Source organism: Candidatus Methanoperedens nitratireducens, assembly GCF_900196725.1.
GTDB lineage: Archaea > Halobacteriota > Methanosarcinia > Methanosarcinales > Methanoperedenaceae > Methanoperedens > Methanoperedens nitroreducens_A.
In genome coordinates, this window is record NZ_FZMP01000231.1 from 1 (window position 1) to 22,628 (window position 22,628).

Annotated in this window: 25 protein-coding genes; 10 read left to right on the plus strand and 15 right to left on the minus strand. The window is 46.4% G+C overall.

Annotated features, from left to right (window positions below; translation table 11 throughout):
* A partial coding sequence (locus MNV_RS20335; RefSeq protein ID WP_218838061.1) for a hypothetical protein occupies positions 1-235 on the plus strand: 235 nt, incomplete at its 5' end.
* Here MNV_RS20335 and MNV_RS17295 read toward each other — a convergent pair.
* From MNV_RS17295 to MNV_RS17330, 9 genes are all read right to left on the minus strand, one after another.
* Positions 204-2,123 carry a molybdopterin biosynthesis protein gene (locus MNV_RS17295; protein ID WP_096207192.1) on the minus strand — a complete coding sequence of 640 codons (1,920 nt, stop codon included), beginning with the start codon at positions 2,121-2,123 and terminating at the stop codon, positions 204-206. The two genes, MNV_RS20335 and MNV_RS17295, sit on opposite strands and share 32 nt — an antisense overlap.
* Positions 2,124-2,130: 7 nt before the next feature.
* Entirely contained in the window at positions 2,131-2,982 is an 852-nt protein-coding gene (locus MNV_RS17300) for a beta-ketoacyl-ACP reductase (protein ID WP_096207193.1), read from the minus strand.
* Positions 2,983-2,986: 4 nt separating this feature from the next.
* The gene (locus tag MNV_RS17305) at positions 2,987-4,165 is read right to left on the minus strand and encodes an acetyl-CoA C-acetyltransferase (protein WP_096207194.1); all 1,179 of its coding nucleotides are present in this window, start codon (positions 4,163-4,165) and stop codon (positions 2,987-2,989) included.
* Between the two features lie 64 nt (positions 4,166-4,229).
* Entirely contained in the window at positions 4,230-4,970 is a 741-nt protein-coding gene (gene fabG / locus MNV_RS17310; protein WP_096207195.1) for a 3-oxoacyl-ACP reductase FabG, read from the minus strand.
* A 1-nt stretch (position 4,971) separates the two neighbouring features.
* Positions 4,972-6,132: a class III poly(R)-hydroxyalkanoic acid synthase subunit PhaC gene (gene phaC / locus MNV_RS17315; protein ID WP_096207196.1), complete on the minus strand. Its 1,161-nt coding sequence runs from the start codon at positions 6,130-6,132 to the stop codon at positions 4,972-4,974.
* A 28-nt stretch (positions 6,133-6,160) separates the two neighbouring features.
* Entirely contained in the window at positions 6,161-6,709 is a 549-nt protein-coding gene (locus MNV_RS17320) for a poly(R)-hydroxyalkanoic acid synthase subunit PhaE (protein WP_179294063.1), read from the minus strand.
* Positions 6,710-6,743: 34 nt separating this feature from the next.
* Positions 6,744-7,814, minus strand: coding sequence for a hypothetical protein (locus MNV_RS17325; protein ID WP_096207198.1), 1,071 nt, complete (start codon positions 7,812-7,814; stop codon positions 6,744-6,746).
* 46 nt (positions 7,815-7,860) lie between these two features.
* The gene (locus MNV_RS19935; protein WP_179294064.1) at positions 7,861-8,019 is read right to left on the minus strand and encodes a hypothetical protein; all 159 of its coding nucleotides are present in this window, start codon (positions 8,017-8,019) and stop codon (positions 7,861-7,863) included.
* Positions 8,020-8,033: 14 nt separating this feature from the next.
* Entirely contained in the window at positions 8,034-8,357 is a 324-nt protein-coding gene (locus tag MNV_RS17330) for a hypothetical protein (RefSeq protein WP_096207199.1), read from the minus strand.
* Between the two features lie 584 nt (positions 8,358-8,941).
* Between MNV_RS17330 and MNV_RS17340 the strand changes: the two genes are divergently transcribed.
* A complete protein-coding gene (locus tag MNV_RS17340; RefSeq protein ID WP_096207201.1) occupies positions 8,942-10,360 on the plus strand; it encodes a nucleotide sugar dehydrogenase in 1,419 nt (472 codons plus the stop codon).
* A gap of 23 nt (positions 10,361-10,383) precedes the next feature.
* Here MNV_RS17340 and MNV_RS17345 read toward each other — a convergent pair whose 3' ends face one another.
* The gene (locus MNV_RS17345; RefSeq protein WP_096207202.1) at positions 10,384-10,755 is read right to left on the minus strand and encodes a helix-turn-helix domain-containing protein; all 372 of its coding nucleotides are present in this window, start codon (positions 10,753-10,755) and stop codon (positions 10,384-10,386) included.
* Positions 10,756-10,845: 90 nt separating this feature from the next.
* Between MNV_RS17345 and MNV_RS17350 the strand changes: the two genes are divergently transcribed.
* Together MNV_RS17350 and MNV_RS17355 are read left to right on the plus strand one after the other, a co-directional pair.
* Positions 10,846-11,022, plus strand: coding sequence for a DUF362 domain-containing protein (locus tag MNV_RS17350; RefSeq protein WP_096207203.1), 177 nt, complete (start codon positions 10,846-10,848; stop codon positions 11,020-11,022).
* 72 nt (positions 11,023-11,094) lie between these two features.
* On the plus strand, positions 11,095-11,577 hold the full coding sequence (locus MNV_RS17355; RefSeq protein ID WP_096207204.1) for a DUF350 domain-containing protein: 483 nt from the start codon (positions 11,095-11,097) through the stop codon (positions 11,575-11,577).
* A gap of 14 nt (positions 11,578-11,591) precedes the next feature.
* Here the strand turns inward: MNV_RS17355 and MNV_RS17360 are convergent, their stop codons facing one another.
* Both MNV_RS17360 and MNV_RS17365 read right to left on the minus strand, forming a co-directional pair.
* The gene (locus tag MNV_RS17360; protein ID WP_179294065.1) at positions 11,592-12,698 is read right to left on the minus strand and encodes a DUF2117 domain-containing protein; all 1,107 of its coding nucleotides are present in this window, start codon (positions 12,696-12,698) and stop codon (positions 11,592-11,594) included.
* Between the two features lie 233 nt (positions 12,699-12,931).
* Positions 12,932-13,120, minus strand: coding sequence for a hypothetical protein (locus MNV_RS17365; RefSeq protein WP_096207206.1), 189 nt, complete (start codon positions 13,118-13,120; stop codon positions 12,932-12,934).
* Between the two features lie 165 nt (positions 13,121-13,285).
* Between MNV_RS17365 and cdhD the strand changes: the two genes are divergently transcribed.
* The 3 genes from cdhD (at position 13,286) to ftsZ (ending at position 17,053) form a co-directional block, all read left to right on the plus strand.
* Positions 13,286-14,575 (plus strand): CO dehydrogenase/acetyl-CoA synthase subunit delta, encoded by a 1,290-nt coding sequence (cdhD, locus tag MNV_RS17370; RefSeq protein ID WP_096207207.1) that lies wholly within the window; start codon positions 13,286-13,288, stop codon positions 14,573-14,575.
* Complete coding sequence (gene acsC, locus MNV_RS17375) at positions 14,575-15,984, plus strand: acetyl-CoA decarbonylase/synthase complex subunit gamma (RefSeq protein ID WP_096207208.1); 1,410 nt, start codon at positions 14,575-14,577, stop codon at positions 15,982-15,984. The genes cdhD and acsC overlap by 1 nt, the downstream gene beginning before the upstream one ends.
* Before the next feature lie 88 nt (positions 15,985-16,072).
* Positions 16,073-17,053, plus strand: a complete 981-nt coding sequence (gene ftsZ, locus MNV_RS17380) for a cell division protein FtsZ (protein WP_096207209.1) — start codon at positions 16,073-16,075, stop codon at positions 17,051-17,053.
* Positions 17,054-17,096: 43 nt separating this feature from the next.
* On the opposite strand, the gene MNV_RS17385 is transcribed toward ftsZ, so the two are convergent.
* The 3 genes from MNV_RS17385 to sdhA form a co-directional block, all read right to left on the minus strand.
* Positions 17,097-17,510 (minus strand): nucleoside 2-deoxyribosyltransferase, encoded by a 414-nt coding sequence (locus MNV_RS17385; protein ID WP_096207210.1) that lies wholly within the window; start codon positions 17,508-17,510, stop codon positions 17,097-17,099.
* Positions 17,511-17,590: 80 nt separating this feature from the next.
* A complete protein-coding gene (locus MNV_RS17390; RefSeq protein ID WP_096207211.1) occupies positions 17,591-18,310 on the minus strand; it encodes a succinate dehydrogenase iron-sulfur subunit in 720 nt (239 codons plus the stop codon).
* Positions 18,310-20,034 (minus strand): succinate dehydrogenase flavoprotein subunit, encoded by a 1,725-nt coding sequence (gene sdhA, locus MNV_RS17395; RefSeq protein ID WP_096207212.1) that lies wholly within the window; start codon positions 20,032-20,034, stop codon positions 18,310-18,312. Before sdhA ends, MNV_RS17390 begins: the two co-directional genes overlap by 1 nt.
* 241 nt (positions 20,035-20,275) lie before the next feature.
* Between sdhA and larE the strand changes: the two genes are divergently transcribed.
* The 3 genes from larE (at position 20,276) to MNV_RS17410 (ending at position 22,480) form a co-directional block, all read left to right on the plus strand.
* Positions 20,276-21,082, plus strand: coding sequence for an ATP-dependent sacrificial sulfur transferase LarE (gene larE / locus MNV_RS17400; RefSeq protein WP_096207225.1), 807 nt, complete (start codon positions 20,276-20,278; stop codon positions 21,080-21,082).
* Between the two features lie 116 nt (positions 21,083-21,198).
* A complete protein-coding gene (locus MNV_RS21400) occupies positions 21,199-21,444 on the plus strand; it encodes a HEPN domain-containing protein (RefSeq protein ID WP_096207213.1) in 246 nt (81 codons plus the stop codon).
* Between the two features lie 166 nt (positions 21,445-21,610).
* Complete coding sequence (locus MNV_RS17410; protein WP_096207214.1) at positions 21,611-22,480, plus strand: SDH family Clp fold serine proteinase; 870 nt, start codon at positions 21,611-21,613, stop codon at positions 22,478-22,480.
* Positions 22,481-22,628: the final 148 nt, after the last annotated feature.

The following is a 22,628-nucleotide window of genomic DNA, read 5'->3' on the forward strand; positions in this document are numbered from 1 at the left end:
GATAAGAAAATGCGTTTATACTTTCCTATACGTCAAGTATGGATTGTTATGGCTATATGCAACCGCTGATCTCATGCTAAACACCGCCAACGGCGGCGCTTCCCCAGGGGTCTGGGGTCACAACCCCAGCGCCATAAGGCTAATATTGACCGAAAGTGTTAATAGTACGCTTATCTGCGGTTTTATTTCTCATGATTTTGTAGTTATTTTCGAATCTCACTATAAGGCATTCTGATTATTTCTCCTGTCCTCTCATAAGTCCGTAATCCCGGAGGCAGTTTTTCGCTGAATTCCTGTGAGCGAAGGGCTTCCATGAAGCGCTTAATCCCGCTACTTTCAAGAAGCCCTGGAGGAATAACAAAATCGTATTCTTCATCCGCTATTTTGATGAAATCAAGCCCATTTAATTCCGCAACTGTACGAATCCCGACTCCAACATCCGCTTTTCCGAGCTTTACCGCCGAGGCGATCGCACTGTGGGTTTTTGCTTCCGTATGATAGCCATCTATGTTTTCTGTAAGCCCCTCAAATGATATTCCTCTTTGCAGTGCGATTTCCCTGAGTTTAATATCGGTCAGTACCCGTGTCCCTGAGCCGGTGTTCCTGTTAATAATCCTCGCGCCGATAATATCCTCGAACCTGCTGATTTTGCTATCCTTCCTCACGATCAAACCCTGTTCCCTCAGATAACCTTTGACCAATACCGCGTCCCTGATACCAAACCTTTCCAGGAATGGGATATTGTACTCCCCTGATTCATCCAGAAGATGCACCCCGGCGATATCAGCTGTTCCGTTCCTTATGGCGCTTAACCCTCCCGAAGAGCCAACGTTAATAACGCGCATCTTCAGGCTGGCAACATCAATAAGGGTATCAAGCCCGAGGCAATGGCTTCCCACGAAAAGCAGGTCAGGGATATCAACTTCACCGAACAATGTTACACTCACAGTCTCCCCTGCTTCTACCATTTCCACTTCGGACGGTATTTCAATGAAACCATCAGCTTCTGCGAGCGTGGTTATCGCGCCGGAACCTTTCTCGACAGGATATACCCGTCCCCTGATAACGCCAACCGGAAGAAGCTGGCTTCTCCCTTCCGAGCGCACCCGCACAGCCATTTTTGCATTGATATGTGTTTTCTCTTCTTTTTCCCCGGTTATTTTCCTGATAAGCGGCGCCACGAATTCATTGAAAATGGTAAGCGAGGATGTGGGGTAGCCGGGAAGACCGAATACAGGTTTTCCGAACACTTTTCCTATCACCGCGGGTTTTCCGGGTTTTATGTCAATCCCGTGGGCAAGCACAGTGCCGTTCTCCTCGATAATCCTGTACATCACATCGCCCGAACCGGCTGAGGTGCTGCCTGAAGTGAGAATGATGTCGCAGCGCTCTGCAGCTTTTTTCAGGACGTTCTTAATTTCGGTTTCATCGTCCCTGACTATGCCGTATCGGATGGGATTTCCGCCGCATTCTTTTACTGCCGAGGCTACGGAAAAAGAATTTATATCGTAGATTTTTCCTTCGTTGAGTTTACTTCCGGGCTCTTCAAGCTCGTTTCCTGTAGAGATGATGCCCACATCCAGCCCGTATACTTTAACTGCCCTCCTGCCTGTCGCAGCAAGTACGCCGATTTCTCTTGTACTGAGAGCTGTTCCCTTTTTTAACACCCGCTCACCCACCATTATATCCGAGCCTGCATGCATTACATTTTCATTGATGGAAACAGGACGGAAAATGAGCAGGTCTTTATCGGACCTGGTGTACTCTACCATCACCACGGCATCCGCGCCTGCCGGCATCACAGCACCCGTCGCGATCTCAGCAGCTTCGCCTCTTCCTACATGGATTTCAGGATTTATTCCTGCCGGAATAGAGACCACGCTCTTAAGGCGTATGGGGTTGTCCTCCCGCGCCTCATATGTATCGGCAGCATGAACAGCATAGCCATCCATGGAAGCCCTGTTAAAAGGAGGCACGTCCACTTCAGAGACAACATCCTCTGCAAGAACCCGCCCGGGTGAGTCTTCGATTTTTATTTCAGTTATACCGGGTTGTATATCGAAACTTTCGATTATTTTATTTGCTTCGTCGATTGTGACCAGTTTCCTGAATTCTTTTCGCATATCTATTTTAAATGTAGAGTCCCCCGTTTATATCTATTACCTGGCCTGTTATGTAATTCCCATTTTCTGAGACCAGATAAGCCACAGCCCCGGCAACCTCTTCCGGCTTCCCCAGTCTTCCGAGAGGTATCTGGGCGAGGATTTTCTCCATTACCTCTTTAGGAACCGTTTTTAGCATATCGGTCTCTATAAACCCGGGAGCTACGGCGTTTACGGTTATACCCTTGCCTGCAAATTCCTTTGCCAGTGTTTGTGTAAGAGCTATCATTCCGGCTTTTGAGGCTGCATAGTTCGCTTGCCCGCGATTACCCATCCTCCCGATAACCGAGGAAATATTCACGATCCTGCCGTACTTCCTCTCAAGCATACCCTCTATGACCGCTTTGGTACAGTAGAAAGCGCCATCCAGGTTCACAGATAGGACTTCTGTCCACATCGCGGGTGTCATTTTTACAAAAGATTTGTCCCTGACTATTCCTGCGTTATTAACCAGAATATCGATTTTACCCAGCTGCTTTACTACCTCGTCCCGCATCCTGTTCACCTGCTCAAAGTCATTGACGTTAGCCTGGACTATGCAGGAATGTTTGCCCATGGAATCTATTAATTCGGATACTTCTTTTGCATGCTCTGTTGTTTCCATTTTCTCTATCTTCAGGGATAACCTCTCAAATTCATCTATCATTCCCATCTGGTCTATCAGCTTTGATACCTTCTCAGCCTGCTCCTTTGTATACTGGTAATTAATAGCAACATCTGCACCATCTTCTGCAAGTTGCAAAGCGATCGCTCGCCCTATCCCCCTTGCGCCTCCGGTAACCAGTGCGACTTTACCATCCAATCGTGCCCTCTTTACCATCGTATCACCTCTTTACCACCATGGCAATGCCCTGGCCACCTCCGATACAGAGGGTCGCAATGCCGTATGCACCTTCCCTTCTTCTTAATTCGTGCACAAGTGTGACCAGTATCCTTGCGCCGCTCGCTCCTATGGGATGCCCGATCGCTATAGCGCCGCCGTTGACATTAACATTATCAGGATTCAGATCCAGTTCTCTGCTAACAGCTATGCTTTGCGCTGCAAAGGCTTCGTTGAGCTCTATGAGGTCAAGTTTACCGGCAGTTATGCCAGCACGCTCAATGGCTTTTCTGGCTGCGCAAACAGGACCCATACCCATTATTTCGGGAGGAACGCCGCAGGCTGAATAGCTTTTGATTATTGCCATGGGCTCAATGCCTTTTTCTTTTGCTTTTTCTTCGGACATCAAGAGAACTGCAGCGGCTCCATCGTTGATACCTGATGCATTCCCCGCAGTTACTGTCCCGTCCTTTTTAAATGCAGGTTTTAGTTTTGCAAGTATCTCTTTTGTTGTTCCGAACCTGGGAAACTCATCCGTATCAAAGAGTATGGGTTCGCTTCTTGGCCGGGAAACTTCTACCGGGACAATCTCTTCCTTGAACTTCCCTGCCTTGATCGCGACTTGCGCATTATTCTGGCTTTTTGCAGAGAATTCATCCTGTTCTTCCCGTGTAATATTGTACTTTCCTGCTACGTTCTCTGCTGTTACTCCCATATGGTAGTTGTTGAAAATGTCCCATAATCCGTCATGTATCATCAAATCCACAACTTCATCGTTGCCCATCTTTGCCCCCCAGCGGTTTTTTTTCAGGGCATACGGAGCCTGCGACATGGACTCTACTCCGCCTGCAAGTACGACATCAGCATCGCCGAGCATGATGGATTGTGCCCCCAGGGCAACTGATTTCAAACCCGAGCCGCACACCTTGTTCACGCAATAGGAAGGAACTCCTTCTGGAATCCCCGCACCGATTGCAGCCTGCCTTGCCACATTCTGTCCATGGCCCGCTGAAAGGACGTTTCCCATGATGACTTCTTCAACTTCACTTTGCTCAATATCCGCCCTTCCCAGGGCATCTTTCAATACCACAGAACCAAGTTGACCGGGACCGAAATCCTTCAGACTTCCCCCGAATTTCCCAACTGCAGTTCTTGTAGCTGATACAATAACTACATTATTCATATTTTTCACCTTTTTAACAAATCCCCTGATAGTCTCCTGAATTAATTCAGGGTCTCAGGGGTCTTTATATTACTAATCCACCGTCCACACCAAGCACCGCCCCGTTGACAAAGTTTGCCTCATCCGAAGCAAGATACAAATATGCATGTGCGACATCCTCTGCTTTACCCAGCCTGCGCAGCGGAGTTTTTTCTTTCATCACTTCAAGGATTTTTTCGGGTACGTTTGAGGTCATTGGAGTCATTATAAATCCCGGCGCTACTGCATTGATTCTTATCCCTTTTTTCCCGAGTTCCTTTGCTAATGTCTTTGTTAAGCCGATTAGCCCTGCTTTGGCGGCAGAATAATTGGCCTGACCGATATTACCATACAATCCAACAACAGAAGAAGTATTTATTATCACACCGCTTCCCTGACCGACCATAGAATCAACCACTGCCTGGATGCAGTTAAAAGCTCCCTTAAGATTGATGTTAATAACCCTGTCCCACTGTTCCTCGGTCATTTTTGATATGAGGGCATCCTGAACAATACCTCCGTTATTTATCAGCACGTCGATTTTACCGTATTTCTCCAGGGTTTCAATAGCCATCTGTTTTGATTGCCGGTTATTGGATATGTCTAATTTAACAAAAAACCCCTCGCCTCCTGTGTTCTTAATCTCTGCTACTGTTTCTCTACCGCTTTTATCATTTATGTCGGCTACAACGACTTTAGCCCCTTCTCTTGCAAACAGGAGCGCAGTCTCTTTACCAATACCGCTTCCCGCTCCTGTAATAATTACAACCTTATTTTCAAGTTTCATCTTATTTCACCTTTAACCTACGGTTCTTTCTTTTTCGTTCAAGCTTCACTTGCCTGGCTTTTTCCGGCTTTCCGTTTCCAGTACCATCCGGAAGAGACCTCGGCTTTAACCACCTGGCAATACCGGGACAGACCTCTTTCTGTGATCTGGAACCCACGAAGATGCCTATATGTCCTGTAGGGAAAATCAGCGTCTCTTTATCAGAACTTGATACGGCATCATTCAGAGGTACACTTGCATCAGTGGGAACCAGATGGTCAAATTCTGCCATGACGTTAAGAAGCGGCATGGAGATTTTTTTCAAATTAACCTTCTTTCCATTAAGCTCCATCTTGTTTTTGATAAGCAGGTTCTTCTGGTAGCAGTCTTTCATGAACTGCCTGTAGGCTTCACCTGCCTGGTCGGGACTGTCGAATATCCATTTCTCCATTCGGAGGAAATTCTTGACCGTTTCTTCATTGCGAAGTGAGCAGGCAGTATCGTTCGGCTTGCATTCGATTCGTTCGAATATACCTACATACTTGTCAATCATAAGCCGGAACGGGTCCGTGAGCAAGAATCCAGAATTTAATAAATCCCCTGGTACTATCCCATAGTAATCCACGATCCTGTCTACGTCCAGGCCCCTTGCCCATATGTAAAGAAGCCCTTTATCAATATCGAAGTTTACAGGAGTCACCAGGGTAATCAGGTTTTTCACTTTTTCGGGGTGCAGTGCAGAGTACATCACAGAAAGAGTACCTCCCTGGCACACACCGAGCAGCGTGATCTTATCCAATCCTGACTTCTCTCTGATGTTATCCACAGCATTATTTACGTAGCCATTCACATAATCGTCAATTGTAAGGTATCTGTCCATACCTGTGGGATACCCCCAGTCGATGATATACACATCAAAACCCTCATCCAGAAGTTTTTTTATCACACTTTTATCGGGCTGGAGGTCCAGAATGTAGTAACGGTTCACAAGTGCGTACACTATGAGTATCGGAACCGGGTGCGGTTTTTCTACAGTTGGAATATAATGGATAAGCTTCATCTTATCTTCGCAATAGATTATCTCGGAAGGTGTTGTTCCAACTGAGAAATCGGGGGAGTTCAAAAATAGTTCCATCCCTTGTTTGAATTTCTTATAATCTTCTATTAAATCAAGCTCGCTCATGGTACACCTTTCCCAAAAAAAGAATGCGCTATTTTTCCTCTGATAGCTCTTTGATCTTACTGGTTAATTCTTTTACGGTTTTCTTGAGAGAATACAATTCTTTGTTTATCTCATCGATATCCGTCTTCGTAGGAAGATTCATCGGTTTCAGATAATTCTCTTCAAGCATTTCCCGGTTATATTTCTGGAACTCCATGAAGCATGACATGAATTTTCCCATGTCAGAAGCAAAGTGACCTGAGCTCAGGAATTCCTTGAAGGTCTCGCTATACGTTTCTACCCAGATCTTGTAAAATTCTTTATAATTTTCAGGATCGGTCTCTCCCTCCATCTCCGCTGCCATCTTTTCTCGCATCCTGCGCATTGCTTCCATGAAGACGCTCTGGAAGTTAATATTGGAATCCATCCCTGCTGCATAAAGGTTAACACCGATAGAGAACTCCTTCATCAATTTTTCGGATTTCTCACGCGCCGGACCCAGGGCAGGCATATCCATTAGCCTGCCATAGGTAGCCTCGTAGTTTTTTAACCAGATATCAAAAAATTCACGGGTGGATTCAAAACCGGATTTTTCCATATTTAAACCGTGCCTGTGGAGCTGGCGTATGATTTCACCAGGCTCTTTGATATGCTGTAAATGTGTCCGCGTATATCCTGGTCGCATCCTTTAATGGCTCAAACATCTCCTTAAACGGGCTGAGCGTGGGCGTGTTCTCAAAGAAGTTATCAAATGCCTTTTCATATGTTTTTGCCCAGAGGTTATGAAATTCTTTATATGCCTCCGGATCAGTGGTCTGTTTTGATAATTCCCTGGTCTTCTGTGATAGTTTTTCAAGGGTTGCTATCCAGGACTTGTAGAGGCTAAGATTAACATTTGCACTCCGCACGAAGTACTCTAATACGTCCTTTGAATGCCGCATGGATTGAGCATCGAAAAACCTGCCGTAGGTCTCCTGATATGTATTCTGCCATAAGGTATAAAATTCCTTATAAGCTTCGGGACTTGCATTTCCCCTGGAGATTTCTGACGACTTCGCAGAAAGCTTCAGCATGGAATCAATCCATGGCTTGTATAGCTTTGCATATGAATCTTTCCATAGTTTTGATATATGCTCAAAGGTATCTGAATAGACATCAGGTGCGCCTGTAAGGTTCTCAAATATCTCTTTTACATTTTGCCTGAATGGTAGTGCAAGAAGCTCATCGAATATTTTTCCATACGATTTTATCCACATATCATAGACTTCTTTATATTTTGTAGAATCCGGTTGGCCCTGGAGTACCTCGCGGGTCGCCCTGGAATTCTCCTCTAACTCGGTAATCCATGACCTGTAGATTTTATTCGATTCCTCTGCGCTGACCAGAAGTTTTTCAAATGTTTCCTTACCTGATTCCAGGGTCGGGATCTGATAAAATTTACCGGAGCTGTTCTGGTAGGCTTTCACCCATTCGTCATAAAATTCCTTATATTTTCCCGGTGCAGCGTCCTTTGAGAGTTCAACTGCCTTCTCAAACAGTTCTCCTGTGGATTCGAGCCAGGGCTTGTATAATTTTAAATAGGAATCCTCCCACACTTTTGAAACTGCTGTGTAGCTGTCAGTCTGTGTCTTGGGACTTTCTTTCGTTTCTTCGCTCACATCTTTTTTCTCTTCAATTTTTCTTTCTTCAGTTCTTTTTACCATATAGTTCACTCTTTCTATTTGTTTTATTCAAACCAGTTCAATGCTATTATAATCCTACCAGCTTTTTGATATCAAGCAATTGGATGTTATAATCTTTAGATACATCAAATTCAGCCTTGGTCAGTGCTTCACTTCCATCCATACCTGCATGCATGAATTCCAGCTTTCTTTTTGAGATTGCTGTTAATACATCAAATATATCCATGTGCCACCAGCATGTTACTGGGTTTCACCCAGCATTTCCTCTAACAGTTCATCTGTACTTAGCAGGTATCTTGCTCTTTCCATGTCTATCTCCTCGACCATCTTCCATGAAGGCCAGTCATGGACAAGTACTTCTTTGGGAAAGATCTTCATGAAATCTGGAACCGACCCCAGCGTCCTCTCTATATCCCCCAGTGTATTTTCATACAACATATCAATCTTGATGTTGGAATAGATATAATCTGCATTTCCTACATCGACTGCGATATCAGCTAATGACTCTTCATGACCAATTTGCTGGATGATACCCCCAGGTACACTTATTTCTTTAAACTCCATTTAATTCACCTTTTATTAGTCCCCTGAACTAATTCAGGGGTCTTACTCCCGGACCCAGTAGTTCTGTTGCTGTTACGTTCTAATTAATCCAAGCCATTGCGTCCAGCTAATACAAGCCGATACGTTTTAGTTATTACAAGCCATCGGGCTCCAATTATTACAACCCCACAACTTACCATCTTGGGCTATACACTAAATAGTTGCTCTCGTATATAAAGTAGCCTTCAATATTAATCATTATATTATGATTAATCGTTAAATTTGATTTATTCCTAAACTTTTCAAGATTATTAAAATCATCCCTGTTTGACAGGCTCTGCGTTTTATCTCTTGACATATAGCCAAGATGCACATCGGAGACCACGATCATACCCACACAACCACCACTAAGTATTATTATCTTAAAACACAAAAATATATTTTTGCATAAAAATGTAAACTGCCGTTTTATAACGTACCGGGATAGAGCACTATATCAATTTCAGTAAGTTTATTAAGGATTGATGCCATTAAGAACACAATCCAATACTTGAAAATCTACAGGGGATGTGGTATTGGTATATAACATATCGGGGCGTGTTGTCATGAGTAAACTCAGAGAGATATTCAGAAAGAGGGGACCAATCAGGAAAGTCGGTGTAGTAGGGATGGGGTATGCAGGGATTCCCTCTGCTGCTTTATTTGCCGATAAATTCGATTTTGTATGGGGTCTCCAGCAGGACCCGCGGAGTTCCAGGTATAAGATAGAGATGCTGAACAAAGGGCAAAGCCCGCTAAAAGGCGAAGAACCCGGACTTGCGGAACTGATACAAAAAGTAAGAACGGAAGGAAAATTTGAATGCACATCCGATTTTTCAAAAATAAGGGAAGTAGATGCAGTAACTGTGGCAATCCAGACGCCATTCAAGGACAGTGCAATTCTTGAGCCGGATATCGGCGCGCTGGAGGAAGGACTTCGGCAGATAGGCAGGAATTTGCGAAGAGGGATGCTGGTCGTACTTGAATCGACGATTACACCGGGGACTACGAAGGGCATGGCAGCCGGTATTTTACATGATGAATCCGGGCTTGCTCCCGGAAAGGATTTCGCTCTTGCACATGCGCCTGAAAAGGCAATGGCGGGAAGGCTTATACAAACTATACAGGAGCATGACAGGATCGTGGGCGGGATAAACAGGGAAAGCACTGAGAGAGCCGTGGAACTCTACGAACCGGTTCTTACGACAGGTAAAATAATAGCTATGGACTCAAATGCAGCTGAAGTGACAAAGGTAGCCGGGGATATGTTCCGCGATTTACAAATAGTTGCGGCAAACCAGCTCGCTCTTTACTGTGAAGCTATGAGGGTCAATGTTTATGATGTAAGTGCCGGAATAAATAACCTGAAATGTGAGGAGACAACACGGGCGGCACTCTATCCCGGCGCGGGAGGGCATTGTTCGACCAAAGACGCATATCACCCGGAAAGAGGCAGTATGCCGGCAGAACCAAAGCCTGATAATCCGCTTGATACCGGGTCGCTCTATGTTCTGGCAAGGCGGATAAACGATTTCATGCCGGCTCACATGTATAATCTCACCGCAAGCGGTCTTTCAAGGTTGGGTAAAAGGGTTGAATATTCCAGGATTGCCTTACTTGGCTGGGATTCTATAAATAACCCGGATGATACAATGAGCACGCCTGCTGCACAATATTACAACATGCTAACAAAAAAAGGCGCTAAAGTTACAATCCACGACCCTTACGTCTCTGGGTACAACGGAGTTAAAATATCGAAAAACCTGGTAGATTGCCTGAAAGGAGCATCGGCAGTAGCTATCCTTACAGGGCATAGCCAGTACCAGGCTCTTAAACCCAGAAAGATAAAAAAGCTGACAGGGTTACAGCATCCTGTAATAGTAGATGGAAAGAATGTTATCGACCCTGATGCCTTTATTAACGAAGGATTTGTTTACCTTGGCATCGGAAGAGGAGATAAAAACCACCATGATATCAGTAATTAACAACGGCTTCGGTACTTAATTTTTTATTTAATGAGGTCCTTATCGATGTCTGTGACCAGCTTCTTCATTTTATCGTACCATTCATCTATGTTCCCCATGACCATTTCTTTCATCCTGCAGGGGTCAAGCGGGATATATTCGTAATAGTATCCGCCTGAACTGATCGTCCTTGTCTCGCGATGGACAAGACCGCATCCTATCAGGTTCTGCAGCGACCGGTAAGCTGTGCTGCGCTCCCTGTTGAGATGCTCACCGAGCGTCTCGGCGGTCATAGGACCTCTTGCTACAAGCATTTTGTAAGCTTCAATATCGATGCCTTTAAGTCCAAGGATACACTGTGCGATATCTTCGCATTTGAAATCGCCCCGTATCATTTCAGGTATTGATCTTGGCATGATGACCTCATATTTTACAGTCCGGTGTTTTGCACATTTTGTACAAAACCTATCATAATATCTATAAACATAAATACCTTATGAGCGGTAATGACCGGCATTATAATTGTACTTGGATGCAGGAAGTGCGGAAAATGCGACAGTGTATGTAACACCGGAGCCCTGGAACGCATTGACGGCATCGCAAGGATAGCTCTTGAGAAATGCAACCTGTGCATGCGCTGCGTTGTGATTTGCCCGAACAAGGCTCTTAAGCTTCTCGATTAACAGGTATCACAATAATTTTATATTACCCTGCTACAATTATACGCTTGAACGCTTTAAGCGTGAGGTGAGAATATGGCTTTAGAAAATGCAATAGTAGGGATTATTCAATTAGTTATCGCCATTATACTTGCAGTCGTTGCACTGTATATTGGTTTTAATGTACTGGGAAAGATAACTAAAGGAATAGAGGAAGAAAAGGAAATTGCCAGAGGTAATGTAGCGGTAGGTATTCTCGTTGCATCTGTATTTATTGCAATAGCAATAGTAGTTCAATCAGGTGTTGCAGGTGTTTCTATAGGGATATCAAGGGCTCTAGCCGGAGATTTATTTGCTCTAATAGCAAGCATCATTCAATTAATACTTGGAATAATACTTGCTATAGTCGCGATCTATCTCGCGCTGAATATACTTGATAAGCTGACAAAAGGAATCGATGAGTTCGAAGAACTCAGGAAAGGAAACGTCGCTGTGGCTCTGGAGATGGCAAGTGTAATAATTGCAGTTGCAATCATCATCCAGTCAGGCGTACTGGGTATAACTGCAGCATTGATCTAGTTATACCTTTTTTTTCAGTAATATTTGATTTTTACTATATATTTTTCAGCAAGAGCAAGCACCCTGTCAAGCAATCCATTACTTTCCAACAGGACTTTCTGTTCTCCTTCCATCAATTTCTCGAAAATTTCCTTTCCCACGATATCATCAAATCCTTCTCTGACCCGGATGATAGCCGACCCAGAAGGCACTATCGCATCCTCAAGTATGCAGTCCAGGTCGCCGTCCGTTATCCCTATAACGGGGATGCCCAGACGCGCCAGTATGTCTGCGGCTATTGCAGTCGTATCGTCGCCCACTGTTATGACAAGGTTTGCTCCTTTTATAAGCTCAAACGTGGACTCTGCGCAATGGTCTATCATGGCGACTGTTTTACCCGGTGATTGTGACGGCGCTTTTTTGATCCTCGCTCTGTGCCTTGTCCGCCTGATGTTCCCTGTCTTGACCTTTGCAGTGAACAGGTCGATTTTCCTGTTCCTGAGTTTTTCAATGCCGTGCAGCTTTATGAGCCCTCCCCTGAGTTCAACGACCCTGCCACCCTTACATACGATCTCGGGTCCCGGTTGTGTGGCTGTCCCCATGATAATCCCGTTGAGGCGTATGTTCTCACCGGGGAATGCCCCGGCTATCCTGCGGATGATCGTATCACCATCGATTCTTACGTCCGGCGGCAGGGGGCTGCCGGACTCGATGGGAAGGTCGTAGTTATCATGGCATCCCAGAATTCCTTTTACGTACTCTGCGCACTTCTTCGCCCCCGGGCTGTAGTAGATTATTTTTCCGCCATGCCCTGGACTTTCAATATGGATAAATGGCGCCGAATCTTCAAGTTTTGATGCCACGATACGCCCGAACTGCTTTCCTGTTTCCGGTGTTTTTCCCTGGTTGAGCAATATCGCAAGGTCGATGCTGTCCTTCAGTGCGTTGATGGTCTCACTCGGTGTGAGCCCCTGTGAGATATCGATCAAATCTTCAAGTCCGGCGTCCAGGACTGCTGTCCGTCCCATCGTCCCGCCTAGCTTTACTACGATATCATGCTTCAGCTTGAATATCCCGATTATACGTTGCGCTGAGCCTGCATCGACGATTTCAGGACCGTGGAGTACGATTCCAATGCGCATTTTAAGAACCATTGGAGCTTTCAGGATAAAGATTTAAGCATTAAAAAGAATTATGGGAATATGAAACTGAGAAATATTATTATTGCAATCATTGCTTTGATTCTTGCTTATATTGTATTCGGGATAATATGGACTCTTGCATTTTTTATTATAAGAATAGCAGTGATTTTAGTAATCGCATATGTAGTGTACTTGGTTTTGAAAAAATTATTGTAATAACAGGCGCGATATGATTAATCCGAGAATCTTCTTTTTAAGAACTGATGCACCACGAAAATAACGATCCAGAAAACAATAGCGCCCTGCAACGCCCCCAGCCAGTCAAGATTTCTCCTCTCCAGGAGATATTTCAACAATAAGAATGTGGCAAAATACATTACCGATGCAGTCGAAGCTGTGAAGAAAGGGCTTTTTTTATTCATTTTTTCAGTCCGAATTACATGCTATTAGGCTATTATAAGAAAAATCTTTCCATGAGCCGGGCAGGTACAGCATAATCCGAATCAAACCTGCCCCGAGTAAAACTAAAAATATATATGTAGCCAGCCCTATTTTGGACGATTAATAGTGCTGAATAGGTTGTAATAATGACAAAGAAAATTAAACTCTCTGAACTAGGAAGCCTCTTCGGGGGTCTTGATATTCAGGCTCTTGAGGGAGTGAAGATAGAAGGTGATGTGGAAATCGATCTCGGGCAGCTGGGGCTTAACCCGCAGATGGCTTATGCTTTGGGACATGAGACCGCCCAGATCGCTTTTCATCTGGCTAACATTTCCCGGATACTGGGTTATCCGGTTGACCAGATGCTTGGCGGACAGGCTGCGGCTCCAAAGAGATTATCAAAGCTAATTGATTCAAAATTCAGCGTAGGCAAAATGGAAGAATGGAAAACACCGATACAGGAAGTGGTGCTTGGTGCCACGTCCTCGGATGGCGGCTCTCGCAAGAGCACAGTGACGCTCGGCGGGGAGAACGCGCTTCCTTATTACTTTGATAATCCCATGCCTCACCGCAACTACGTAACTATGGATGTTTTCGATATGCCCATTAACATGGCAAAGGCTGTCAAATCCAATTATGAGGATGTCATCAACAGCCCCGCAGAGTGGGCAAAGAAAGTAGTAAGGGATTTCGGGGCGGATATGGTGACGATACATCTTATCAGCACAGACCCCAACATCAAGGATACTTCGCCTGCCGATGCGGCGAAAACCGTAGAAGATGTCCTTCAGGCTGTGGACGTACCGATCGTAATCGGCGGCTCGGGCAATCCCGAAAAAGACCCGGCTGTGCTTGAGAAAGCTGCCGAGGCAGCCGAAGGTGAGAGGTGCCTCCTGGCTTCAGCGAGCCTGAACCTTGATTATGCCCGGATAGCCGAGGCGGCAAAGAAATATAACCATGTTGTGCTTTCCTGGACGCAGCTTGAGATCAACGCGCAAAAGGAGCTTAACCGCAAATTAATGAAGCAGTGCGGGGTCGCGCGGGAGAATATACTGATGGACCCGACGACAGCCGCGCTCGGGTACGGGCTTGATTATGCTTACACTAACATGGAACGGATAAGGCTTGCAGGTCTAACGGGCGATACCGAACTAAATTTCCCGATGTCAAGCGGCACTACAAACGCCTGGGGAGCGCGCGAGGCGTGGATGGTATCTTCGCCCCTGAAAGAGGATTCGGACTGGGGACCGCGTGAGTACAGGGGTCCGATATGGGAAATTATCACAGGACTGACATTATCGCTTGCAGGGAACGATCTTTTTATGATGATGCACCCTGGCGCAGTCAATGTATTGAAAGAGATAACACAGACACTTTACGGCTCAAAGGAAACCGAGCCATTGAACATCGATAACTGGGTATCGGCGGTGTTATAATGAAACTTAACAGCCCGCTTCAGGTTTATAAGTACCTGCCCCAGATCAACTGCGCCGAGTGCGGGGATGCGACATGCATGGCTTTTGCAGCGCACCTGATTGACCGGTCAAAGAAGCTTGAGGACTGCCCTCCGCTTCTTAAAGATGAATTCAAGAAAAAATACATGGAGCTTCAAACGCTTCTTGCGCCTGAGATCCGCCAGATAACAATAGGCGTCGGAGAAAGTGCCAGGAAGATAGGCGGGGACGATGTTCTCTACCGCCACCAGTTGACGTTCTTTAACCCGACGGCGTTTGCATATGATGTCTGGGATACGATGCAGGAATCGGAACTTGTAGAGAGGATCAACAAGATCCAGAACTTCAAGAAATTCTATGTAGGAAAATTCCTGAAAGTCAATATGGTCGCTGTGAGGTGCGTTTCAGGCGATGCCCTTAAGTTCGCTGGCACGGTAAAAAAGGTCAGCGAGACGACCGGACTTCCCCTGGTACTGTGCTCTTTTGACCCGGCTGCACTGAAAGCAGCGCTTGAAGTGGTGAAAGATAAAAACCCGCTCATATACGCCGCGACCGAGAAGAACTGGGGCGAAGTGGCGGAGCTTGCAATGAATTACAAAGTTCCGGTCACCTTGTTCTCACCAGACCTGGACAAGCTTAAGTCACTTGCGGCAACGTTCAATGAAATGGGTATAAAAGACCTTGTCCTTGACCCCGGCACATATCCGCAGGGGAAACAATTGAAAGAGACGTTCGAGAGATTCTTAAAGCTTCGCCGCGCGGGAATAAAAGAGGGGCAAAAGGATATTGCATATCCGCTCATGGCTGTTCCACTGGGGGCGTGGCTTATCTACAAGGATGCTGTCACTGCCTCGTACTGGGAAACGGTGCTTGCTTCAGTTTTCATAGTAAGGTACGCGGACGTGATGATGCTTCACAGCCTTGAGCCGTATGCCATGCTGCCCGAGGTTCACCTGCGGGATACTATTTACACGGACCCGCGAACTCCAGTTAAAGTTGCTCCGGGAGTCAATGAGGTTGGCTCGCCCACAAAGGATTCGCCTGTGATTGTCACAACGAACTTCGCTCTTACCTATTACACGGTAGAGAGCGATCTTTCCTCCAACAAGATCAACTGTTATCTTGCAGCAGTGGATACCGACGGCATAGGGGTCGAGGCAGCTGTTGCCGGCGGACAGCTTACAGCTGCAAAGATAAAAGATACTTTCCAGAAAGCCAGTTTCGATTTCAAGGAGAAGACCACGCACAGCACATTGATACTGCCTGGTCTTGCAGCGCGGTTGCAGGGCGACGTCGAGGATGCCACCGGGCTTCGTGTGATGATAGGACCTCCTGACTCTGGACGTATCCCAGGATGGATGGAGAAAAACTGGCCACCTAAGCCAAAGTAAGCGCTGTTTTCCCTTGCCTAGCAATAATATCTATATACTTAAAGGGAGTAATTGTGATAGCCACAATTTTAGTCAAGGAGGCTATAATATGGTTAACGAAAAGTTAGCAGAGCTTGTAAAGACTTCAAAACCATCTGTGGCCGTAGTCGGGCTTGGTGGTGCAGGATGCAATATAACGACTTGGATAGCAGAAAAAGGAATGGCAGGCGGAAAAATAATCGCAGCTAACACTGATGTGAATCACCTGAGTACAATGAGTAAAGCTGATAAGCTGATCTTACTCGGCGAAAAATTATGCAAAGGACATGGATGCGGTGGATACCCTGAGATGGGTTCCCAGGCGACCAAAGAGAACATTTCAGAGATAAAAACAGAACTTGAAGGAACAAACCTCGTATTCCTCGTAGCAGGTCTCGGAGGCGGAACAGGAACAGGAGCGATACCTGTAGTTGCAGAAGTGACCAGAGAGGTCGGTGCACTTACAATCGCATGTGTTACGATTCCTTTCAAGATCGAGCAGTTCAGGAGAGAGAAAGCCAGGGAAGCAATCCAGGCGCTCACCGAGAGCTGTGACTCGACAATCGTGATCGATAACTCAAAGTTAAGGGAAGTTGCAGGCAACCTCCCGCTGAAAGAAGCTCTTGCAGTTGCAAATGCACTGGTAGGAGCCTTTGTAAAGAACATTACCGAAACGATCACCCAGCCGAGCCTTATCAACCTTGACTACGCAGATCTTCGCGCAGTAATGGAGCGCGGCGGCATCTCGTCCATAGGCATTGGCGAAGGCGACGGTGAAGAGAGAGTAACGAAAGCAGTCTCACAGGCGCTTGCAGTACCGCTGCTTGATATCTCCGATATGTCAGCTACATACGGTGTGCTTATTCACATCGTCGGTGGAGAAGACATGACGCTCGAAGAGGTCGCAGTAACCGGTGAATTGATAATGGACAAGGTCCCCAATACAAAGAGAGTAATCTGGGGCGCAAAGGTCGATGACCAGCTTACCGGAAGAGTACGTGTAATGGCAGTCCTGACAGGTGTCAAGAGCCCATTCATGGAAGGTCAGTAAATTTAATTTCAGGTGATGTGAAAATTTCACATCACACATTTTTCTATTTCTCTAAAAAATCCTGCAGTGTTTCTTCAAGCTGTTTTTTATCCGAGTACGGTATTGCAGTTACGTATTTGCTTGTATTCCCGAGCACCATTGCCGATACTTTAGCCCCTTTTTCATACACGCACAGCACGGGTTTTTTGTGAGCCACGGCATGGCATATCTCATATCCCACGCCTGTTGAGGGAACCGTGACCTCTGCCACGACGCGATCGCTCTCTTCGATCCAGGTCGTATCTTTTTCAAATATCTCCTGCTCGGTCATTTTAGCTTCGGTTTTTTCAAGTACCTGTGAAGCTACATGCTCGCTTATGATAGTGCAATCATGCGACTTCAGGAAATCGATGATGTGCAGGTATGTTGGTATTAGCTGTCTTCCGCCCCTTATTGAGCCTGCGAAAAATATTCTCATAAATCCAGCGCATCGAGGTACTTAATCGTATTTATTTACTTTGGTGGAAAAAATAGATACTTTAGTTGTGACATCAAAATTTACTTCGTCTTTTTTGTAATATCGTAGATGCTTTTCCTGGTAGCGGCTATCTCTATGGTAACAGGAATCTGTTTAGGGCAGACCTTCGTACACCACCACCTGGTCTTGCAGCCCCACACACCATCCTTGTGGTCGAGCAGGGCTAATCTCTCATCATGTCCTTCATCCCTTGAATCGAAGAGATATCTATAACTGCGCACCAGGGCTGCAGGACCGATGTAGTTCGCCGTCTCCTTCGCCTGGTTGATCGGACATGAGGCGGTGCAGCAGGCACAGAGAATGCAGCGCGTGGCATCCTCGAATTTCTGTCGCTCCTCAACGGACTGGAGGCGTTCCTTTTCCGGTGGCGGGCTTTTCGTAATGAGATAAGGTCTGATTGAATAGTATCTTTCAAAGAAGGGTTCCATATCCACAATCAGGTCTTTGACTACCCTGAAAACCGCAAGCGGCTCGATGAGTATTTCTTCCCCCTCTTTAAAATCCTTGACCACTTTTTGACAGGGCAGCGCGCTTATACCGTTAACCCTCATACCATCGGACCCGCATATCCCGTGACCGCAGGACATCCTGAAGGATAAAGACGGGTCCTGCTCCCAGCGAATTTTGTTGAGGCAATCAAGGAGCCTGTCCATGGGGTCAGCATCAACTTCGAAATTCTGGTAGTAAGGCTTCTCATCCTTCCCGGGGTCGTAGCGGAAAATCTTCAAATTCAATATCATCAATACCTCCTCGCTTGCGGCTGGAATCTTGTGACTTTAACTGGCTTATGCTTTACTTCAGGTCCGCTCGCAGTCTGGAAGGCAAGGGTATGTTTCAGGTAGTTCCTGTCATCCCTTGCAGGAAAGTCCTCACGAAAATGGGCTCCGCGGCTCTCCTTACGATCAAGGGCGCTTACGAGGATTACTTCTGAAATGTCAAGCTGGTGTCCCAGCTCGATAGCTTCCATCAATTCGTAATTGAAATTTTTTCCTTTATTTTTGATCCTGATATCCTTGTAGCGTTCCTTAAGAGATCGGATTTCCTCAATCCCTTTTCTCAGCCCTTTCTCGTTCCTGAAGGATGAACAATGCTCCATCATCAGAGATTGCATCTTCCGCCTGAGCTCGCCGGGCGTTTCCGCACCCTCCCGGCTCAATAATCCTGTTATTTTTTCCTCCTGTATTTTCAACGGGTCAAAAGAGAGAAGATGATGCATGTATTTTGAAATATCTTCTTTCATAGCCATTCCGCTTCTTCGCCCGAACACAAGCAGATCAAGAAGGGAATTGCAGCCGAGCCTGTTCGCACCGTGGACTGATACACAGGCACATTCACCTGCTGCATATAATCCCCCGGCAATCGTTCCACTCTCATCAGCCAGGACCCTTCCGTCAATATCCGTAGGTATTCCTCCCATTATGTAATGGCAGGTGGGCTGGACAGGAACAGGTTCGCGGACAGGGTCGATGCCTAAATAGATCCTCACAAAAGATGTTATTTCCCAGAGTTTCTTCAAAATCTTTTCCTCGCCGAGATGGGTAAGGTCAAGATGCACGTAATCCTTTCCATCTATCCCTCTGCCTTCCCGGATCTCTGTTAGAATAGCCCTTGAGACTATATCCCTGGGCGCAAGGTCTTTTACGGTAGGAGCATACCGTTCCATGAACTGCTCTCCCAGCCCGTTACGTAAAATCCCGCCTTCCCCTCTTGCAGCTTCGCTCACCAGGATACCTAAAGGATATATCCCGGTGGGATGGAACTGGACGAATTCCATATCCTCAAGAGGAATCCCTGCCTGGTATGCCAGGTTGAACCCGTCACCGGTCGTGGCAAAGCTATTAGAGGTGGTCTTATATATCCTGCCGCACCCTCCCGTAGCAAGAAGAACAGCTTTAGCGGCAATGAAATGGAGTTCTCCGGTCGGGAGGTCGCAGGTAACCAACCCAACGCACCTTCCGCTATCAAAGATAAGAGAAAGAACGTAATGCTCAGGGTAGAATTTTATCTTATGGCGCACGCATTGCTCGTAGAGCGTATCCATACTGACCCTCCCGGTCCGGTCTGAGGCATGGCATGCTCTCTTCACAGGTGCTTTACCGTAGTCCCGGGTATGACCCCCGAAGTTGCGCTGCGCAATTTTCCCCTGCGCGTTGCGGCTGAACGGGACGCCCATGTGTTCCAGTTCGTAAATAACTCTGGGAGCATCTCTTGCCATGATTTCCACCGCATCCTGGTCAGCAAGATAATCGCTTCCCTTGGTCGTATCGAACATATGCCATTCCCAGTGGTCTTCTTCTTCGTTGCCTATGGAAGCGGCAATCCCCCCCTGGGCTGCGCAGGAATGGGAGCGCGTGGGAAAGACCTTGCTAACTACAGCCACATCTGCACTGCCCACACACTCAACAGCCGCCTGAAGCCCGGCAAGACCGGCGCCTACTATGACGATATCGTGCTGGAAGTTCATGCTGGCCTCCTTTTGATATTAAGCAAGTGTATCATATTAACAGCAAAACCTGAGTTAAAAACCCTTCTCCAACAAGTTATTAGAAGTTGATTATGTAAATAATTAACTATTTTTGTTCCTGAAATTATCAGGTTTAACCTGCACCTGTTATTGGGAACCCGATACCTTTATCGCGCTCCTCCCAGAGCCGATTCCGGTCCATAGAAACCCTTACATCATCCCGATGCATTGTATGCCTCCCATGTCTGTTAATGATAAGGTACAGTCAATCACCGAAGCGTTGAAAGAGAGAGGCAGCGCTCTCGTAGCGTTCTCCGGCGGCGTTGATAGCTCAGTACTTGCCGCGCTTGCATACAGGGCGCTGGGAAAATACGCCGTCGCAGTTACCGCAGATTCGCCGACCCTTGCGCCGGGTGAGCTTGAATGCGCAAAAGGGGTTGCAAAGGAGATAGGGATCAAGCATATTATAATAACTTATGATGAGCTCGGTGAGCCTGAATTTGCAAGAAACCCGGTCGATAGATGTTATTACTGCAAAAAAGGCCTTGTCAGGGAATTAAAGAAAATAGCAGAGGAACGCGGCATAAATACTATCGTTGAGGGGACAAATCTCTCGGATTTAAAAGGGCACAGGCCGGGTCGCAGGGCTGTCACTGAGGAAGGGGTATACAATCCTTTCATCGAATTCGGCGTTGCAAAGGAAGAAATCCGTGAGATTGCGCGCGAGCTTGGGTTGTCGGTCGCAGATAAGCCATCGATGGCATGCCTTTCCTCGCGTATTCCATACGGGCATGCGATAACCCATGAAGCGCTGGAACGTGTAGGCAAAGCAGAGGCGTATCTTCAAAGCCTGGGATTTAATGTTGTGCGGGTGCGCGACCATAATGGTATAGCGCGTATCGAGGTTATGCCTGCTGAGATGGCGCGATTTCTGGGGATGCGGGAAGCAGTTACATCCCGGCTTAAAAGGCTTGGGTTCTCATACGTCACGCTTGACCTGATGGGGTTCAGGAGCGGCAGCATGGATGAGGTATTACAGGGAAGGTGAATTTAATGAATCCAGATGAGTGGACAAAAAGTTACAAAAGTTTAATCCGAAATACAGACGTTAAAGTATTAGAATATGAAAGAAATTAAAAATACAGAAACTAAAACGATGATTACATCAAGAAGTGGGTCGTAAAAGCATTAAACGTAGATTTCGGAAAAACCCATAATCTTGAGTTTCTTTTAGAACTCTCCCTTAAACAAGATCCTGATTTTAAAAATTTGAAAGTTGGTAACCTTTCATTTTATGCGATAGAGATAAGATATCCTGACGAATTTTACATGCCTTCCGTTGCCGAAGCTAAAGAGTGTTTTAACATCGCTTCAAAAGCTAAGGATTTCCTATTAAAGAAAATTGGATAGTCAAAAAATAATCCCAGTTGGCAACTGCGGATTATACCCCGGTGATTCCGTGGTGCGGGTAGAAGATACTGTGGTCGTGACAGAAAAATGGCTCCGCGTGCTTACCAATTATCCAAGGCAACTGAAGAAATAGATATTTGTAGTTCAAGGACAGAGATATAATGAGATGGAACTGAATATAAGCGACCTCCTTAACATCGTATGGATACTACTCCTGCTCCAGTTTTTTCTCCCGTTTTTGCAGAAGCGCATGCTTACGGCACGCCGCCTCTCGACGATAAAGAGCCTGGAGAAGAGCCGCCAGTCCAGGGTGATAACGATGATACACAGGCAGGAGACCATGAGTTTCCTGGGTATCCCTATCGCCCGCTATATCGACATCGAGGATTCTGAAGCTGTGCTGAGGGCGATACGCATGACGCCACCCGATATGCCCATTGACCTGGTACTGCATACTCCGGGAGGGCTTGTGCTCGCCTCAGAGCAGATCGCCTGTGCCCTGAAGCGCCATACTGGCAAGGTCACTGTCTTCATACCTCACTATGCGATGTCGGGGGGCACTCTTGTTGCAATGGCTGCCGACGATATCGTAATGGACCCCAATGCAGTCCTGGGTCCGGTTGACCCGCAGCTTGGAAGCCAGCAGGGAGCCTACCCCGCAGTTTCTATACTCAAGGCACTTGAGCAGCCAAATCCCAACCGTGATGATCAGACGCTTATTCTTGGCGATATGGCAGGGAAAGCCATTAATCAGGTCTATAATACCGTCTATAACCTTCTGCTTGAACACAATACGCCGGAGAAAGCCTCTGAGCTTGCCAGGATGCTGAGCGAAGGCAGGTGGACGCATGATTACCCCATAGACTTTGAGCAGGCAAAAGAAATGGGTTTGCCTGTGAATGAGAAAATGCCCATGGAAGTCTACGACCTGATGGAGCTTTATCCACAGTCAGGAATGCGCCGACCCTCCGTGGAATTCATCCCAACGCCCTATCTTCCTCCCCCGCGGCAGCCGGGGAAGGGGGGGCACGGGTAAAAATCGTTCATACAAACGCAGTTCAAAGAAAATTGCACAAACATATTGATTGTAATAGTTGCAGAATGCAAAAATAAAAATGCTCCCGGTTGGAGGAGGGATTTGCTTTTTGGCGGGGTTCCCAGTTTTTATTAAATACTTATTAAAA

Excerpts from the sequence above, each read along its gene's own strand:
- MNV_RS17325 (WP_096207198.1), bottom strand. The coding sequence starts at position 7,814 with ATGGTAAAAAGAACTGAAGAAAGAAAAATTGAAGAGAAAAAAGATGTG.
- phaC (WP_096207196.1), bottom strand. The coding sequence starts at position 6,132 with ATGAGCGAGCTTGATTTAATAGAAGATTATAAGAAATTCAAACAAGGG.
- MNV_RS19935 (WP_179294064.1), bottom strand. The coding sequence starts at position 8,019 with ATGGATATATTTGATGTATTAACAGCAATCTCAAAAAGAAAGCTGGAA.
- MNV_RS17410 (WP_096207214.1), top strand. The coding sequence starts at position 21,611 with ATGGAACTGAATATAAGCGACCTCCTTAACATCGTATGGATACTACTC.
- MNV_RS17390 (WP_096207211.1), bottom strand. The coding sequence starts at position 18,310 with ATGATATTGAATTTGAAGATTTTCCGCTACGACCCCGGGAAGGATGAG.
- MNV_RS17350 (WP_096207203.1), top strand. The coding sequence starts at position 10,846 with ATGACCGGCATTATAATTGTACTTGGATGCAGGAAGTGCGGAAAATGC.
- MNV_RS17340 (WP_096207201.1), top strand. The coding sequence starts at position 8,942 with ATGAGTAAACTCAGAGAGATATTCAGAAAGAGGGGACCAATCAGGAAA.
- MNV_RS17295 (WP_096207192.1), bottom strand. The coding sequence starts at position 2,123 with ATGCGAAAAGAATTCAGGAAACTGGTCACAATCGACGAAGCAAATAAA.
- MNV_RS17330 (WP_096207199.1), bottom strand. The coding sequence starts at position 8,357 with ATGGAGTTTAAAGAAATAAGTGTACCTGGGGGTATCATCCAGCAAATT.
- acsC (WP_096207208.1), top strand. The coding sequence starts at position 14,575 with ATGAAACTTAACAGCCCGCTTCAGGTTTATAAGTACCTGCCCCAGATC.
- larE (WP_096207225.1), top strand. The coding sequence starts at position 20,276 with ATGTCTGTTAATGATAAGGTACAGTCAATCACCGAAGCGTTGAAAGAG.
- MNV_RS17300 (WP_096207193.1), bottom strand. The coding sequence starts at position 2,982 with ATGGTAAAGAGGGCACGATTGGATGGTAAAGTCGCACTGGTTACCGGA.
- MNV_RS17320 (WP_179294063.1), bottom strand. The coding sequence starts at position 6,709 with ATGGAAAAATCCGGTTTTGAATCCACCCGTGAATTTTTTGATATCTGG.
- cdhD (WP_096207207.1), top strand. The coding sequence starts at position 13,286 with ATGACAAAGAAAATTAAACTCTCTGAACTAGGAAGCCTCTTCGGGGGT.
- MNV_RS17305 (WP_096207194.1), bottom strand. The coding sequence starts at position 4,165 with ATGAATAATGTAGTTATTGTATCAGCTACAAGAACTGCAGTTGGGAAA.
- ftsZ (WP_096207209.1), top strand. The coding sequence starts at position 16,073 with ATGGTTAACGAAAAGTTAGCAGAGCTTGTAAAGACTTCAAAACCATCT.
- MNV_RS17355 (WP_096207204.1), top strand. The coding sequence starts at position 11,095 with ATGGCTTTAGAAAATGCAATAGTAGGGATTATTCAATTAGTTATCGCC.
- sdhA (WP_096207212.1), bottom strand. The coding sequence starts at position 20,034 with ATGAACTTCCAGCACGATATCGTCATAGTAGGCGCCGGTCTTGCCGGG.
- MNV_RS17385 (WP_096207210.1), bottom strand. The coding sequence starts at position 17,510 with ATGAGAATATTTTTCGCAGGCTCAATAAGGGGCGGAAGACAGCTAATA.
- MNV_RS17365 (WP_096207206.1), bottom strand. The coding sequence starts at position 13,120 with ATGAATAAAAAAAGCCCTTTCTTCACAGCTTCGACTGCATCGGTAATG.
- MNV_RS17360 (WP_179294065.1), bottom strand. The coding sequence starts at position 12,698 with ATGCGCATTGGAATCGTACTCCACGGTCCTGAAATCGTCGATGCAGGC.
- fabG (WP_096207195.1), bottom strand. The coding sequence starts at position 4,970 with ATGAAACTTGAAAATAAGGTTGTAATTATTACAGGAGCGGGAAGCGGT.
- MNV_RS17345 (WP_096207202.1), bottom strand. The coding sequence starts at position 10,755 with ATGCCAAGATCAATACCTGAAATGATACGGGGCGATTTCAAATGCGAA.